Source organism: Streptomyces sp. NPDC104096 (assembly GCF_055584385.1).
In genome coordinates, this window is sequence record NZ_JBVJMD010000011.1 from 57,749 (window position 1) to 72,193 (window position 14,445).

Annotated in this window: 11 protein-coding genes and 2 pseudogenes; 9 read left to right on the plus strand and 4 right to left on the minus strand. The window is 69.1% G+C overall.

Annotation, left to right across the window (positions count from 1 at the left end; translation table 11 throughout):
• Positions 1-13: 13 nt before the first annotated feature.
• The 5 genes from ACZ60B_RS14625 to ACZ60B_RS14645 all read left to right on the plus strand — a co-directional run bounded on the left by ACZ60B_RS14625 (position 14) and on the right by ACZ60B_RS14645 (position 7,475).
• Positions 14-2,188: a bifunctional polysaccharide deacetylase/glycosyltransferase family 2 protein gene (locus ACZ60B_RS14625; RefSeq protein WP_469386789.1), complete on the plus strand. Its 2,175-nt coding sequence runs from the start codon at positions 14-16 to the stop codon at positions 2,186-2,188.
• Positions 2,185-3,453, plus strand: a complete 1,269-nt coding sequence (locus ACZ60B_RS14630; protein WP_469386790.1) for an acyltransferase family protein — start codon at positions 2,185-2,187, stop codon at positions 3,451-3,453. The genes ACZ60B_RS14625 and ACZ60B_RS14630 overlap by 4 nt, the downstream gene beginning before the upstream one ends.
• A gap of 167 nt (positions 3,454-3,620) precedes the next feature.
• Entirely contained in the window at positions 3,621-5,108 is a 1,488-nt protein-coding gene (locus ACZ60B_RS14635; RefSeq protein WP_469386792.1) for a vanadium-dependent haloperoxidase, read from the plus strand.
• Positions 5,109-5,490: 382 nt separating this feature from the next.
• Positions 5,491-6,075: a TerD family protein gene (locus ACZ60B_RS14640; RefSeq protein WP_469386793.1), complete on the plus strand. Its 585-nt coding sequence runs from the start codon at positions 5,491-5,493 to the stop codon at positions 6,073-6,075.
• Positions 6,076-6,380: 305 nt separating this feature from the next.
• Positions 6,381-7,475, plus strand: coding sequence for an acyl-CoA desaturase (locus ACZ60B_RS14645; protein WP_469386795.1), 1,095 nt, complete (start codon positions 6,381-6,383; stop codon positions 7,473-7,475).
• A 107-nt stretch (positions 7,476-7,582) separates the two neighbouring features.
• Here the strand turns inward: ACZ60B_RS14645 and ACZ60B_RS14650 are convergent, their stop codons facing one another.
• From ACZ60B_RS14650 to ACZ60B_RS14665, 4 genes are all read right to left on the minus strand, one after another.
• Entirely contained in the window at positions 7,583-7,876 is a 294-nt protein-coding gene (locus ACZ60B_RS14650) for a transposase (protein ID WP_469387027.1), read from the minus strand.
• A gap of 73 nt (positions 7,877-7,949) precedes the next feature.
• A complete protein-coding gene (locus ACZ60B_RS14655; RefSeq protein WP_469386797.1) occupies positions 7,950-8,858 on the minus strand; it encodes a helix-turn-helix domain-containing protein in 909 nt (302 codons plus the stop codon).
• A gap of 166 nt (positions 8,859-9,024) precedes the next feature.
• Positions 9,025-9,450, minus strand: a complete 426-nt coding sequence (locus ACZ60B_RS14660) for a peptidoglycan-binding domain-containing protein (protein ID WP_469386798.1) — start codon at positions 9,448-9,450, stop codon at positions 9,025-9,027.
• Between the two features lie 29 nt (positions 9,451-9,479).
• Positions 9,480-9,893 (minus strand): peptidoglycan-binding domain-containing protein, encoded by a 414-nt coding sequence (locus tag ACZ60B_RS14665; RefSeq protein WP_469386800.1) that lies wholly within the window; start codon positions 9,891-9,893, stop codon positions 9,480-9,482.
• Between the two features lie 262 nt (positions 9,894-10,155).
• On the opposite strand from ACZ60B_RS14665, the pseudogene ACZ60B_RS14670 reads away from it, so the two are divergent.
• The 4 genes and pseudogenes from ACZ60B_RS14670 to ACZ60B_RS14685 all read left to right on the plus strand — a co-directional run.
• Positions 10,156-10,263 (plus strand): annotated as a pseudogene (locus ACZ60B_RS14670) (IS5/IS1182 family transposase); the annotation flags it as partial.
• Between the two features lie 65 nt (positions 10,264-10,328).
• Positions 10,329-11,406, plus strand: a pseudogene (locus tag ACZ60B_RS14675) (IS701 family transposase).
• Positions 11,407-11,769: 363 nt separating this feature from the next.
• Positions 11,770-13,530 carry a trypsin-like serine protease gene (locus ACZ60B_RS14680; RefSeq protein WP_469387029.1) on the plus strand — a complete coding sequence of 587 codons (1,761 nt, stop codon included), beginning with the start codon at positions 11,770-11,772 and terminating at the stop codon, positions 13,528-13,530.
• A gap of 575 nt (positions 13,531-14,105) precedes the next feature.
• Positions 14,106-14,384, plus strand: coding sequence for a DUF4240 domain-containing protein (locus ACZ60B_RS14685; protein WP_469386803.1), 279 nt, complete (start codon positions 14,106-14,108; stop codon positions 14,382-14,384).
• The last annotated feature ends 61 nt before the right edge of the window (positions 14,385-14,445 follow it).

Consider the following 14,445-nt stretch of genomic DNA (forward strand, 5'->3'; position numbering starts at 1 on the left):
GACCAGGAAGTCCATGTCCCGCTCCCGCCGCCAACGCTCCCGGCAGTCCCTCGCGCGCTCGCGCCGGCTCGCCGCACCTCCCCTGCGCTTCTTCCTGCCGGTGACCGTACTGGCGACCCTGCTGGCGCTGATGGTGCTGCGGGGCATGGCGAACAACGAGGTCTTCCACGACGACAAGATCGCCACCTCGGTGGACAAGGTCACCGTCCCGACCGGCGTGCTGGAGGGCGGCCCGGTCGTCGACGCACGCGGCGACAAGCAGAACAAGCCGGTCAACTACACGATCCCGGACAAGACCGTCGTCCTCTCCTTCGACGACGGACCGTCCCCCCAGTGGACGCCGAAGATCCTGAAGGTGCTGGAGGAACAGCACGTCCGCGCCGACTTCTTCGTCACCGGCTCGATGGTCACCCGCAACCCGGCGCTGATCCGTCGGATCGTGGCCGAGGGCCATGAGATCGGCCTGCACACCTTCACCCACCCCGACCTCGCACTGCACTCCGGCACCCGGCTCACCTGGGAGCTGGGCGAGACCCAGCTCGCGCTGGCCGGTGTCGCCGGCATCCACTCCAGCCTGTTCCGCCCGCCCTACTCCTCCACCGTGGACGCGCTGGACGACTGGTCGTGGCCGGTGACCAAGCAGGCCGGGTCGGAGGGGTACCTGACCGCCTTCATCGACAAGGACACCGACGACTGGAAGCGCCCCGGCGTCGACGCCATCGTCAGGTCCGCCATGCCCGACCTCCCCGGCCAGGGCGAGATGGTCCTGCTGCACGACGCGGGCGGCAACCGGTCGCAGACGCTGGCCGCGCTGCCGATCATCATCGAGAAGCTCAAGGCCCAGGGCTACACCTTCAAGACCACCGCCGAGGCGCTCGGCACCGGCTCCGCCAACGCCGAGGTCACCGGCTACGACCTGTGGGTCGGCAAGGCGTTCGTGCGGGCCACCACCTTCTCGGTGAGGCTGATGCCGTGGCTGGTCGGCCTGCTCGCGGTCGTCGGTGTGCTGGTCATGGCGCGGTTCGCGCTGATGCTGGTGCTCTCGGCCGTCCATGTGCGGCGCGTGCGCAGAAGGGGCTTCTCCTGGGGCGACCCGGTCACCGAACCGGTCACCGTGGTGGTGCCCGCGTACAACGAGCAGGAGTGCATCACCAACACCCTGCTCTCCCTGGCCGCGAGCGAGCATCCCATCGAAGTGATCGTGGTCGACGACGGGTCGACCGACGACACGTCCGCCATCGTGGAGGAACTCGCCCTGCCGATGGTCCGGTTGATCCGGCAGCCGAACAGCGGCAAGCCGACCGCCCTCAACACCGGTGTGGCCGCGGCCTCGTACGACCTGATCGTCATGATGGACGGCGACACGGTCTTCGAGCCGTCCACCGTCCGCGAGTTGGTGCAGCCCTTCGCGAACCCGCGGGTCGGCGCGGTGGCCGGCAACGCCAAGGTCGGCAACCGCGACACGCTGATCGGCGCCTGGCAGCACATCGAGTACGTGATGGGCTTCAACCTCGACCGCCGGATGTACGACGTGCTCAACTGCATGCCGACCATCCCCGGAGCCATCGGCGCCTTCCGCCGGGACGCGCTCCAGCAGGCGGGCGGCATGAGCGACGACACGCTCGCCGAGGACACCGACGTGACCATGGCCCTGCACCGGGCCGGCTGGAAGGTCGTCTACACCGAGGACGCCCGCGCCTGGACCGAGGCGCCCGTCAGCATGAAGCAGCTGTGGTCCCAGCGGTACCGCTGGAGCTACGGCACCATGCAGGCGATGTGGAAGCACCGGCACGCGGTGCTGGAACGCGGCGCGGCCGGTCACTTCGGCCGGGTGGGCCTGCCGTTCGTCACCCTGTTCATGGTGATCACCCCGTTGCTCGCACCCGCGTTCGACATCGGCATGGTCTACGGCGTGGTCTTCGTCGACGCGTACAAGACCCTGGCCGCCTGGTTCGCGGTGATGGCGCTCCAGGCCGTCTGCGCCTGGTGGTCCTTCCACCTGGACCGGGAGAAGGCGTGGCATCTGATCACGCTGCCGGCCCAGCAGGTGGTCTACCGGGTGCTCATGTACATGGTGCTGATGCAGTCCGCCATCACGGCTCTGACCGGAGGCCGGCTGCGCTGGCAGAAGCTGAAGCGCACCGGTGAGGTGGGGCTCGACGTCACAACGGGGGCGATGTCTTCATGAGTACCGCGGAACGAGGTGCCTACGGCACCCGGGATTCCTCCGAGACCATGGCCCTGCGGGTCCTGGACCCCGCCGTGTTTCCCACGCAGCGCGACCCGGAGCCCGAGGAGGAGGCCCCGGCGCCCGCGCGCAAGCCCGGCCGGGACCGCTACCTCGACCTGCTGAGGGCGCTCGCCCTGGTCCGCGTGGTGGTCTACCACAACTTCAGCTGGAACTGGCTGCCGATCGTCTTCCCCTCCATGGGCGTCATGTTCGCGCTGGCCGGGTCGCTGATGGTGCGCTCCCTCAACCGGCCGGCGCTGAGCGTGATCCGCGGCCGACTGCGCCGGCTGCTGCCGCCGATGTGGCTGTTCGGCGCGGTCGTGGTGCCGCTGATGGTCCTCCAGGGCTGGCGGCCCGACGTCCACCACCCCAACTGGTGGTGGGGCGACCTGGCCTACTGGATCCTGCCGTTCAGCGAGCCGCCGTTCGGGGCCACGCTGCACACCTTCGGCGGACACCTGCCGGCCTCCTGGGCCGAACAGATCTGCGTCCCCCTCTGGTACCTGCGCGCCTACCTCTGGTACGTCCTGCTGTCGCCGCTCATGCTCAAGGCGCTGCGGAAGCTGCCCTGGGTCACCCTCCTGGTGCCGCTGGCGCTCGCGTTCGTCGTCAACTCCGGTCTGATCGACCAGTCCGGCCGGCTGATGGAAGCCACCACCGACTTCACCACCTTCGGCTCCTGCTGGCTGCTCGGCATGGCCCACGGAGAGGGGCTGCTGCGCAGGATCCCGCAGTACGTCGTGCCGTCCCTCGCGCCGCTGGTGCTCATGTTCGGCTACTGGTGGCTGATGCGGTCCCCGCTGGACAACCCGCGGCTCGGGCACGATCTGGAGGCGGTGCCGGTCGCCCAGGCGATCTGGTCGTTCGGCGCGGTGATGCTGCTGCTGCATCTGAGCCCGTCCTGGGAGCACTGGCCCAAGCCGCTGGAGCGGTTCAACGGTGTGATCAGCCTGCTCAACTCCCGCGCGGTCACCGTCTACCTGTGGCACTCCTTCGCGCTGGTGCTGACCGAGCCGCTGATCGACCCGCTGTGGAGCAACAGCTTCCTCTACGACCACGCCCAGTGGCTGCTGGCCAGCCAGTGGACCCCGCTGGCCCTGGCGGTCCCGCTGATCTGTCTGGCGATCCTGCTCTTCGGCTGGATCGAGGACGTGGCCGCCAAGCGCCGCCCGCGGCTCTTCCCCTATCCGCGCCGCGCCAAGGGCCGCCGCCGAGGTCGCTAGAAGCGCCGAGCCACGGCCCGGTCGGCGGCCGATCGCTACAAGACGGGCATTTCTGCATAAATCTGAGCAAGAGGCAGGAAGTGCTACATATCGGCGTGGTTGATCACTATTTGTGCATATCCGATCTTACGCTGCCGCTGTCGATCAGCGACATCGAAAGGAATGCCATGGCCCCCGCGCTCGACCACGGCCGTCCACCGGCCTCGAAGTCCGTGCTCTCCCGCCTGAGGTCCGGGGGCGGCGGACGCCGAGGACGGCTGCGGGCCGCCGTCGTGGCCGGTGCCCTGCTCGCCGGAGCCGGTGTGACCTCGGTGGCGGCCGGTGGGGCGCCGGCCGCCGCCACGACGCGGTACAACAACGACGATCCGACGCAGTACTGGAACAGGGTCCTGCTCCAGACGTTCCGCAACGCGCGGGGCTGGGACGCCTCGCCCGGCAAGCTCAGCAGGTCCGGGGCGATGGTCTTCGCGGCGATCTACAACGCCGAGAGCGCCTATCAGTACACGTACAAGACCTTGAAGTACGAGCCCTACCTCAACAAGCCGTTCAAGTACGCCGACAGACATGCGCGGCCCGGCCCCAATGAGCAGGAGCGGCTGATCGACCGCACCGCGTACCGGATGATCTCGCAGCTCTACCCGGGCGATCGGGCCTACATCGACCGCAAGTACAAGGAGCGGACCGGCCGCTCCCCCTACGCCTACGACCCCCTCGACCGCCTGGTCGTCGACCGGGTGGTGCGGCAGATCGACAAGTCCCGGGCGGGCGACGGTTCGAACAACCCGGCGACCTACCACGGCAACACCACCACACCCGGAGCCTGGCGGCCGACGGGCGAGGAGGACTGCAGGACCAAGAGCGACGCGGTGACCCCGAACTGGGGCAAGGTGCGGCCGTTCGTGCTCCGCTCCGGCTCGCAGTTCCGGCCTCCCACCCTGCGCGGCTTCACCGATTACGCCGATCTGGTGGCCAGCCCGGAGTACGCGCGCCAGCGCGACGAGGTGCGACGGCTCGGCGCCGTCGACTCCACCGAGCGCACCTACGAGCAGACCGTCATCGGCTGGTTCTGGGACCACGACCTGGACGACACCTACCACCCCCCGGGGCAGCTCCTGGAGCTGACCGGGATCGTCGCCGAGAAGTTCCGGCTCGGCACGTACGACACCACCCGACTGTTCGCGCAGTCGGCCCTGTCGCTGGCGGACGCCGGGATCGCGGCCTGGGACAGCAAGTTGGACAGCCCGATCAAGCTGTGGCGCCCGGTGTCCGCGATCCAGGCGACGGGCGGCGCGAACCGGTACTGGCAGCCGCTGAGCGCGGACCGCGCAGGACGGCCGTTCACCCCGTGCTTCCCCGCCTGGACCTCCGGGCACGCCAACTTCACGGGTGCGTGGGCGACCGCGATGCAGCACTTCTTCGGCCGTGACGACGTCTCGTTCATCGCCCACTCCGAGGACCCGCACACACTCCAGGCGTTCCGCCTGATGAGGAACTTCAGCCAGGTCGCCCGGGAGGGCGAGTTCAGCCGCCTCTACCTGGGCGTGCACTTCCGCTGGGACGCCGAGGACGGAAGGCGGATCGGTACCGACGTCGGCGAGTACGTGGCCGACAACGCGCTGCTGCCGATCCGGCCGGGCCGCCCGCACCACGGGTGAGACGACACCGCGCCCCGCACCCGGGGCACTGGCCCGACGGGATCGCACGAGGAGTCGACAGGATCGCGGGAGGAGCCTGAGACCGCCGCGTGAGGGCGGGACGCCGCGCTCGCCGGACGCCCGCCGATGCCGAGACCGGCCGCCGAAGGCCCCGGACCACAACCGGTCCGGGGCCTTTTCCCTGCGCCCGCGTCAGGGTTCGAAACCGCTGCGCCTGCCCGAGGAGTTCGGCGAGCACGGCGCGTCCGGCATCGCGGCGCACCGTGGTGCCGTCCGCGCCGGGGGAGGACTTCCCGGACCTGCACGGAAACAAGAATGGAACCGCGAAGGTGTCGGGCAGACTCTGCCTTGTAGTCCCTTTGAGACAAGGATGACCCACAAAATGATCACACTCACCAAGGAAGACGGCCCGGCGGACCTGGACGGAGTGACCCACCTGTCCATCGGCGTCTCCTGGGATCCCACCGCCGGCAGCAGCGGCGGAGTGCTGGGCAACCTGCGCCGCAGGAGCGGCACCGACCTCGACCTGATCGCCATAGCCATGCAGGGCCGGGAGCCGGTGCGCCTGGCGGGTCTCGACTCGCTCGACCCGATGGGCAACGGCTCGCTGGTCCACAGCGGCGACAACCAGAGCGGGCACGGGGACGGTGACGACGAGACGGTGACCGTCGAGTTCGCCCGGATCCCGCCCCACGTCACGTCGATCGTGTTCGTGGCCGCCGCGTACAAGAAGGGCAGTTCCTTCCAGAAGGCGCGCAACATCAGCATCAAGGTCTACGACGCGACCGGGGGCAGTTCCCAGCAGGTCGCCGACATCTGGCCGAGCCTGCTCAGCCGGGACAACGGTTGTGCCGTGGCCAAGGCGGTCCGGGTCGGCGACGGTTGGAAGCTGGAAGTGATCAACACGACGGGCCAGATCAAGCAGGGCGACGAGCACGCCCTGATGCGTTTCGCGGTCAGCAAGTAGTACGTCGCCGGAGTCCGGCGCATCGCCCCGGCCGTACGACCGGTGCCGTCCGGAACGCCTACCGCGTCCGGCACGGCTCGGTCGACGTCCACGGACGCGGGGCGCCGGCCCGCGCGTCCGACGTCCGCCCCGCGTGGCTCCGGCACGGAAACGTTCACGCCCTGGACACCGGCGACGACCTGCGCGGATGCCCCCCGGTGCGATCGTGGGTCCAGGACCGCCGATCGCGCTCGAAAGCACCCGGGCGCGTGATCCGGGTCGGTCCGGCACCAGCTCCGTAAAGGCTGAGCGATGGTGAGGAACCGATGAACCCGAGTGACATCGACCGTCCCGATCACACCGCCGCCGGACAGGTCGACCGTCCCGATCACACCGCCGCCCAACAGGTCGACCGGACCGATCACGTCGCCGCCGAACAGGCCGACCGTGCCGATCGCGTCGCCGCCGGACAGCAAGCCGATGCCGGGGTCAAGCCGCTGCTCGACGCCCCCCGGTCGGCCGCGGCGGGGGTGACGATGTGGATCTTCGTCGTCGCCCCGCCGGTCTCCCTGATCACCGTGGTGCCGTTCGCGTGGGGACGGGGCCTGTCCACACTGGACCTCGGCATGGCCGCGGTTTCCTACCTCGTCTCCCTGGCGGGCCTGACGGTCGGCTATCACCGTCTCTTCACGCACCGCTCGTTCAAGGCGCGGCGGGGCCTGCGGATCGCCCTGGCCGTCGCGGGTTCGCTGGGGGTCGAGGGCCCGCCGGTCCAGTGGGTGGCGAACCACCGGCGCCACCACGCCTTCGCCGACCGCGAGGGCGACCCGCACTCGCCCTGGCGCTACGGCACCGACACACGCGCACTGCTCAAGGGACTTCTCCACGCGCACATCGGGTGGATGCTGAAGCGTGAACTGAGCAACCGCGCCAGGTTCGCCCCCGACATCGCCGCCGATCCCGATCTGCGGATCGTCGGCCGGCTCTTCGGGCCGCTGACCGCCGTCTCGCTCCTGACCCCGGCGTTGATCGGCGGGTTGGCCACCGGCACCTGGACGGGCGCGCTGACCGGGTTCTTCTGGGCCGGTGTGATCCGGATGGCGCTGCTGCACCACGTCACCTGGTCGGTGAACTCGATCTGCCACGTCGCGGGCAGGCGCCCCTTCGCCGGCCGGGACAAGGCCACCAACTTCTGGCCGCTCGCGCTGCTCTCCTTCGGAGAGAGCTGGCACAACTCGCATCACGCCGACCCCACCGCCGCGCGCCACGGCGTGCTGCCGGGCCAGCTCGACCCGGCGGCCCGCCTCATCTGGGTGTTCGAGAAGCTTCGTTGGGCCCACGACGTGCGCTGGCCGAGCCCGGACCGCCTCGGCGCCCGCCTGCTGCCCGACCCGGGCGCCGGGCACGGGTCCTCGGACTGACCTGCGGGTCCGGCGGTCTCGCTCGCTGGAGAAAGATTGGCCAACTGCGGGACTCAGGCTCTCAGTTCGCTGAGCTGCCTCTGGACGGCGCCTTCCTGGGGGCGTCGTCATCCCCCGAAGGGCCGTCGCCACACGTCGGCCTCGGTCCGTACCGTGAACCGGCGATGCGCTGCCGCAGGCGACGTGCCGAACGTCGGCGGCAAATGCCGCCCAGCGCATTCACTGGTCAGCACGTACACCACCGCCGTGAACACGGCCCGCTCGTCACACGGAGCAGTCCCGCCGCCCTGCGGACGAGCAGCGAACGACGGAAGCAACGGGGCGACGAGTTGCCAGAGTTCATCAGGACCAGACGCTTCGACGGATCGGCACGCACGACCCGCATCATGCCGAACGAGCATCACGCCACGTGAGACACCTCTTAACGCAGAGGGAGGTGCCGTAAGAGGCAAGAGGTGTCCGCACAAGCGAAGTTCAGGGCTGGACGGAGCCTTCGGGTGAGCACTCCATCGCGTGGTACTTCGGGATTCTGCCGCAGACGGTCACCGTGTCGGGCGGTGCGTCGGAGTCGACGGCGAGCATGCCGGTGTAGGTGTCGCGGTCCACGCGGATCGTGGCTGACAGTTCGAGGTCGTACTTGTCCTTGATGGTGACGGAGTCGCCCACCGCGCCGTTCTCGATGCGGCCCCAGACCGACCCGCAGTCGGCGCTGTAGCGCAGTTCGATGTGCATGCCGCGCAGCCAGGTCTCGCGGGCGGTCGTGGCGTCCCACTGGCAGTCCATGGCCTGGGGGTCGCGCCGCAGGCAGGTGTCCTCGGAGCAGCGGGGATGCGGGTTCTGCCGGGAGAGGTTCGCCGCACCGGCGGCGGAGGAGCTGCCGCCGGTTCTGGGCGTCCGGGAGGCGGCGCCGCCTTCCGTGCCGGTGCCGAGGGCGAACGCGGTGACGAGGCTGCCCACCAGGGCGCCGGCGGCGACGAGTCCGGCCCTGCGGACGCCGGGCTTCCAGTCCGGTACGGCGATGGGCTGTACGGCTATGGGCGGGCCGACCGGCTCCGCCGACTCCGCGGCCCTGGCCTCGGCCTCGGCCTCGGCCTCGGCTCCGGCCTTTGCCCCGGCCGGGTCCCCCGCCTCCATGATTCCTTCCAGCAGCCCGAGCAGGAAGTCCGCGTCCGCCTCCATGACGGTGGCGAACTCCTCCAGGGCGACTGGGGTGGGTAGTTGCTTGCCGTTGAGGAAGCGTTCCCACGACGATCGGCTGTAATGCGTCTTGTCGGCAAGACGCCCGAAGCTGAGTCCGGACTTCTCCTTCAGCTGGCGCATCTCGGCCGCGAGCGCGTCTCTGCCCGACGGCTCTCCGCCGCCGACCCCCCGACTGTCGGTCACCTAGTGCCCCCGTTACACATGGTTCTCAAATACCGCGTAGAACGGGGTGATTATCGCTCATGCGCACTTCGGGGCGGCCGAGTTGGACCGCCATGGCCGTCCCCGCGTACGGGCCGTGGCCCCATCCAGTGCGGGATGGGGCCACGGCCCGTACGCGGGGACGGTCTCAGACCACGCTGGGGACGTAGTCGTAGCAGTAGCCCCAGCCATTCCAGGAAGACCCGTTGTAGTACGGGTCACCCCTGTCGAGGATCTGCTGGCCGGTCTGCGGGCCGACGACGCCGTCAGGGGTGCCCCCGACCTCCCACGCCTGGAACCACTTGACGGTCTGGTATGTCTTGTTGCCCCAGGCGCCGTCCTCGTCCAGCTTGCCGTAGGGCGGGTTGCCGTACATGGAGGGCCAGTTGTGCCCGTCGATGATGTAGTTGAGGCTGTGCTGTACGCACCACACCGGCGTGCCGGAGGTGACGTTGTTGTAGCCGATGTACGGGACGCCGGGCTTGGCCTCGGCGGCGGTGGTGGTGCCAAGGAGCGCCGCGCCGGTGACGGCCACGGCTACGGCGCTCTTGGCGAGCTTGGACTTGATGTTCACGAGCTGTCGTTCCTGTTCATCGGGTGGGTTTAGTAGTCGCCGGGGATGTAGTCCCAGCAGTAGCCGTGGCCGCCGTAGTACGTGCCGTTGTAGTAGTCGTCGGTGTAGTTGAGCAGGTACTGACCGGTCCCGGGGCCGACGACTCCGTCATCTTCCAGGTTGAAGCGACGTTGGAACCAGCGGACGGTGGCGTCGGTCTGCGCGCCCCAGACGCCGTCTTCGGTGATCTGCCCGTAGGGGGGCTTGGAGGGGTACCCGGCGTGGGTTATGTACCAGTTGATGTCGTGCTGGATGCACCACACGCCTGTGCCGGAGGTGACGTGCCCGTAGCCGAGATAGGGCGCGTTGGGGTTGGCGGACGCGGTGGACGTGGCGCCGAGGACGGCGGCGCCGGCGAGGGCGAGCGCTGTGCCGGTCTTGGCGAGCTTGGTCTTGAGAGTCAAATGCCTGCTCCGGTCCATGAGGTGGGTGCGTCAGGGCGTCTCCGTCGGGTGGAGCTGACGCGCTGACGACGCTAGGGCGCCCACGGGCCGTTTCCGCTGGTTGTGCGGCCCTGAGACGTCCCGTGAAATCCCTGAGACGTCCCATAATGAAATATCAGTTCGAATCAAATGTTGGAGCTCCGAGGGTGCCGTACTCACCTGAGCCGGCCTCTGAGCACGAAGGGGACGTCTCACGTGGTGTGATGCTCGTGCGGCATGATGCCGCCGCCTCACCGTCCGGTACGAGCGAAAGGGCAGTCACTTCCGCGCCTTCCTCGGGCTGGCCGCAGCCCTCACTTGTTACAAGGAGCTCGCGAAACTCGCCACATGAGACAGCCTCTGATGCTGCAACGGTGCCTACCGTGACTGCCGGCCGGTTCGGTCGTCGGTCTGGTCATGGGTGGGGACCTTGCCGATGTCAGGTTGTGGGCGAGTGAACTGAGCGCTGTGCATGGGCGGTTTGTGCACCGTTTCAGCAGGTCGGAGCCGCGTGAGTCGGCTCTGGCCTATGCGGGGACTCATCGCTCCGTTGCAGCGCAAGAACGGCTGGACGCCGGCCGAGGAAGCCGGTCACGACGGCCCGGACCGCATCCAGCGGATGCTGAACCGGATCGAGTGGGACGCCGATGAGGTTCTCGATGACGTGCGCGGTCACCTGGTCGAGAACCTCGGTGATCCCGAGGCGGTCCTGATCGTCGATTGTGCAACGGGCCGTGGACGCACGCTGATCGACCGGCGGCTGTATCTGCCCACGTCCTGGACGGACGACCGCGAGCGATGCCGGCGGGCAGGCATCGGCGACGAGGTCGCCTTCGCCACGAAGGTGGCCATGGCCAGGGCGATGGTCCAAAAGGCCATCGCGGACCGGATCCCGTTTCGGTGGGTGACGGCGGACGCCGCCTGCGGCTTCAGCAAGGGATGGCGGTTCGAGCTGGAGCAGGCGGACGTCTTCCACGTCATGGCCACTACGAGGCACGACACCGTCGTCACCCGCTGGGCCATCGACCACCCGGTCCACGACCTGTTCCCCGGCCTGCCACGGCAGAAGTGGAAGCGCCGCTCCTGCGGCGCAGGCGCCCACGGCCGGCGGACCCACGACTGGGCCCGTGTCGAGGTGAGGCCCTTCCATCGCGAGGACCGCCGGCACTGGGTGATCGCCCGCCGCAGCGTCAGCAGGCCAGAGGAGATCTCGTACTACATCGCCTACTGCCCCGCCGAGACCACGCCGGACCAGCTGATCCGTGCCGCAGGCAGCCGATGGGCTGTTGAGGAGTGTTTCCAGAGCGCGAAGCAGGAGTGCGGCCTGGACGACTACCAGGTCCGCCGCTATCCCGGCTGACACCGCCACATGACCCTGGCCATGGCCGCCCACGCCTGCCTGACCGTCCTGAGGGCCCGCCGGCTGGATGCGGAGAAAGCAGAAACGGATCCTCCCCGCTCGTCCACCTCGGCCTCGCCGAGATCCGACGACTGATCACCCGCCTCACCGGCCGCCGCCCCGCCCCGGTCGACCACATCCTGCACTGGTCGACATGGCGCCGCAGACGCCGGCACCAGGCCCGGGTCAGTCACTACGAACGACGCGGACACAGCCCCTGAACTGCCCAGCAATCAGAACAACCACCGTTGCAGTACTAGTCCCCGCCGACGTCGTACGGGCCGTCCCCCTTCCGAGGGGGGGCGGCCCTTCTGCATGTGCACGTCCACGGTACGATCACGCCCTTCGGTCGCATGTTCGACCGCGTAACCCAGAGCATCACTTCCCGAGGGGGGACTTGTGGGTACACCCACGTCCGGGGGACGGCGTCACAGACGCCGTGTGCGGATCGCCCTGCCCATGGCCGCGGCCGGCATCGCCGCGGCCGTCGCAGGCGTCCTGCTGACGTCGTCCGCGCAGGCGGCCGAGACCCCGCCGAAGCCGACGGTCAGCGCACCGTCCCAGGCCGAGCTGGAGAAGCGGCTCGCGATCGCCGTCGCCGGTGACGACACCCCGGGGCACACCGGCAAGGAGGCGCTGAGCGGGAGCACCCGCACCAGCACCGTCGACCCGAAGATCATCGGCGGCACCACGACGTCCATCACGAGCGCGCCGTGGATGGCGCAGCTGTGGTACGGCGACGACCGCGGCACCACCACCACCGCCGACGACATCGGCTTCTTCTGCGGCGGCGTGGTCGTGGCCCCGACGAAGATCCTCACCGCCGCGCACTGCGTCCGCGACGAGTACAACAAGAACTACAGCTGGTACGCGCACGGCATCGTCATCACCGGCACCGCGCAGCTGCCCACCGTCGACAGCAACGGCCAGATCACCGACCTGCACGGTGGGTCGTACAGCGGCGTCTGGCGGCAGTGGAACCACCCGTCGTACAGCCCGGCGACGATCAACAACGACATCGCCGTGCTGACGCTGCCCAACCCGATCAAGGCCACGCCGATCCGGATGACGACGGCCACCGACACCGCGTCGTACGCCGCCGGCACCCCGGCCACGCTGTTCGGCTGGGGCCGCACCAGCTCCACCACGCAGGACATCTCCGACGTGCTGAAGACGGCGACCCTGCCGATCCAGTCGGACACCACCTGCGCGGGCGCCTACGGCGCGGACTTCGTCAAGGGCCACATGGTGTGCGCGGGCAACCCCGCCACCGGCAGCGACGAGGGCACCACCTCCGCCTGCAACGGCGACTCCGGCGGCCCGCTGATCGTCAAGGGCCGGATCGTGGGCGTCGTCTCCTGGGGCGTCGAGGACTGCGTCGCGAGCGGCGCGTACAGCGTCTTCACCAAGGTCTCGTCCTACGTGGGCGCCGCCTACCCGCGCGTGGAGGACACCAACCTCAACGGTGACCACCTCGCCGACCTGTTCGTGCGCAACGCCTCCACCAAGACCGCCTACGAGATCAACTCCAAGGGCACCTCGCTGGCCGCCCGCACGTCCTGGGGCAACTGGAACGGCTACAACCTCATCCTCCAAACGGACCTCGACCGGGACGGCTACCAGGACCTGATCGTGCGCCGGTCCTCCGACGGCGACGTCTTCTGGGAGCACTACGTGCCCGCCACCGACTCGTGGGCGAGCAAGCTGATCGGCGACAACTGGAAGACCCGCCTGAACATCGTCACCCCCGGCGACATGACCGGCGACTACCTGCCCGACCTGCTGGCCGTGGACTCCACGGGCGCGCTGTGGCTGTACGCGGGCAAGGGCAACGGAGGCTTCGCCGCCCCCCTCAAGGTCGGCGTCGGCTTCAACAACTTCAACCTCGTGCGCGGCCACGGCGACTTCAACGGCGACGGCAACGCCGACCTGCTCGCCCGCAACAAGAGCACCGGCGCCGTGTACCTGTACCGCAGCAAGGGCGTGGCCTCCACGGCCCTCTGGCAGCCCGCGCTGAAGGTCGCCACCTGGACCAGCACGACGTACAACGCGCTCGTGACGGTCGGCGACCTCAACAGCGACGGCAAGGCCGACCTGCTGGCCCGCACGCCCGGCGGCACGCTCTACCTGTACAAGGGCACCGGCGCCAACACAACTGCGAGCTTCGCCCCAAGGGTCTCCCTCGGCACCGGATTCCAGCAGTACGACCTCCTCGGCTGACCCCGCAGGTGAGCGGGGTGCACCCGCTCCACCGGTCACCCGCCGTGCCCGTCCTGTCACCAGGGCGGGCACGGTCCGTTGTGCAACCCTTTCCCCGGTTTCCCCGGTTTCCCCGTCTGACGGACGGAGTGACGATGGAGCGGTACGGGCCCGTACGACGGACGGCACCAGGCCTGATCCCGACCCCGGGGGTATCCGACCGCGCACCGACGAACCGAGGAGCACCTGTCCGCCGAGAGCACGCCGGAGCCTCCAGCCCTGATCGCGGTCATCGACCACACGGGTCGGAAGCTCCTCCAGCGGCGGGGTGGCCGCCTCGTCCCCTTCGGGGAGGACTGTCAGGCGGGCGACATAGTCCTCCCAGCCGCCCGGCACGGGCATCGGGTCCGGGTCCTGGGTGAAGACGACGAACTCGCGCTCCTGGACGATGCGTTCCGCGTCTTTGGCGTCCCAGACCATGACGGCCGGACCCCACTCCGCCGGATAGCGCTCGCGGATGAAGCCCTGGAGCGGGTCTGTTTGATGGGTCGGTCGGTTGATCGGATGCGTCTGTCCGGTTAGTGATCACTGATGCGATGTGGGACCGGAGCGGCGAGTCCTTCCCGCAGTCCGCCGACGTGTTCCTGTACGCCCGCTGTGCTGTCGTCGCCGCGGGACGAGCCGTATGGGAAGGCGTCTTCCTCGACGCCGACAAGTTCGCCCCCTGCACCTCCACCGAGTGTGACGGGGAGTGGCTGCTGTACGTGCCGGATCAGGCGTACGAGCTCGCCACCGGGAAGGAGTGGGACCGCTCGACCCGGTACCGCTTCGAGAGCTACTCCAACAGGGATGGCTGGCCGGGTCCGAGGCACTGAGATGGGCTACTGCCCGGACCTCTGTATCTGGCGCGCGACTGTGGCACGCGGCGAGCAATCA

What these genes read in the sequence shown, in the direction of transcription:
- ACZ60B_RS14625 (WP_469386789.1), top strand. Translation starts at nt 14, where the DNA reads ATGTCCCGCTCCCGCCGCCAACGCTCCCGGCAGTCCCTCGCGCGCTCG.
- ACZ60B_RS14630 (WP_469386790.1), top strand. Translation starts at nt 2,185, where the DNA reads ATGAGTACCGCGGAACGAGGTGCCTACGGCACCCGGGATTCCTCCGAG.
- ACZ60B_RS14635 (WP_469386792.1), top strand. Translation starts at nt 3,621, where the DNA reads ATGGCCCCCGCGCTCGACCACGGCCGTCCACCGGCCTCGAAGTCCGTG.
- ACZ60B_RS14645 (WP_469386795.1), top strand. Translation starts at nt 6,381, where the DNA reads ATGAACCCGAGTGACATCGACCGTCCCGATCACACCGCCGCCGGACAG.
- ACZ60B_RS14680 (WP_469387029.1), top strand. Translation starts at nt 11,770, where the DNA reads ATGGCCGCGGCCGGCATCGCCGCGGCCGTCGCAGGCGTCCTGCTGACG.
- ACZ60B_RS14640 (WP_469386793.1), top strand. Translation starts at nt 5,491, where the DNA reads ATGATCACACTCACCAAGGAAGACGGCCCGGCGGACCTGGACGGAGTG.
- ACZ60B_RS14685 (WP_469386803.1), top strand. Translation starts at nt 14,106, where the DNA reads ATGTGGGACCGGAGCGGCGAGTCCTTCCCGCAGTCCGCCGACGTGTTC.
- ACZ60B_RS14650 (WP_469387027.1), bottom strand. Translation starts at nt 7,876, where the DNA reads ATGCTCGTTCGGCATGATGCGGGTCGTGCGTGCCGATCCGTCGAAGCG.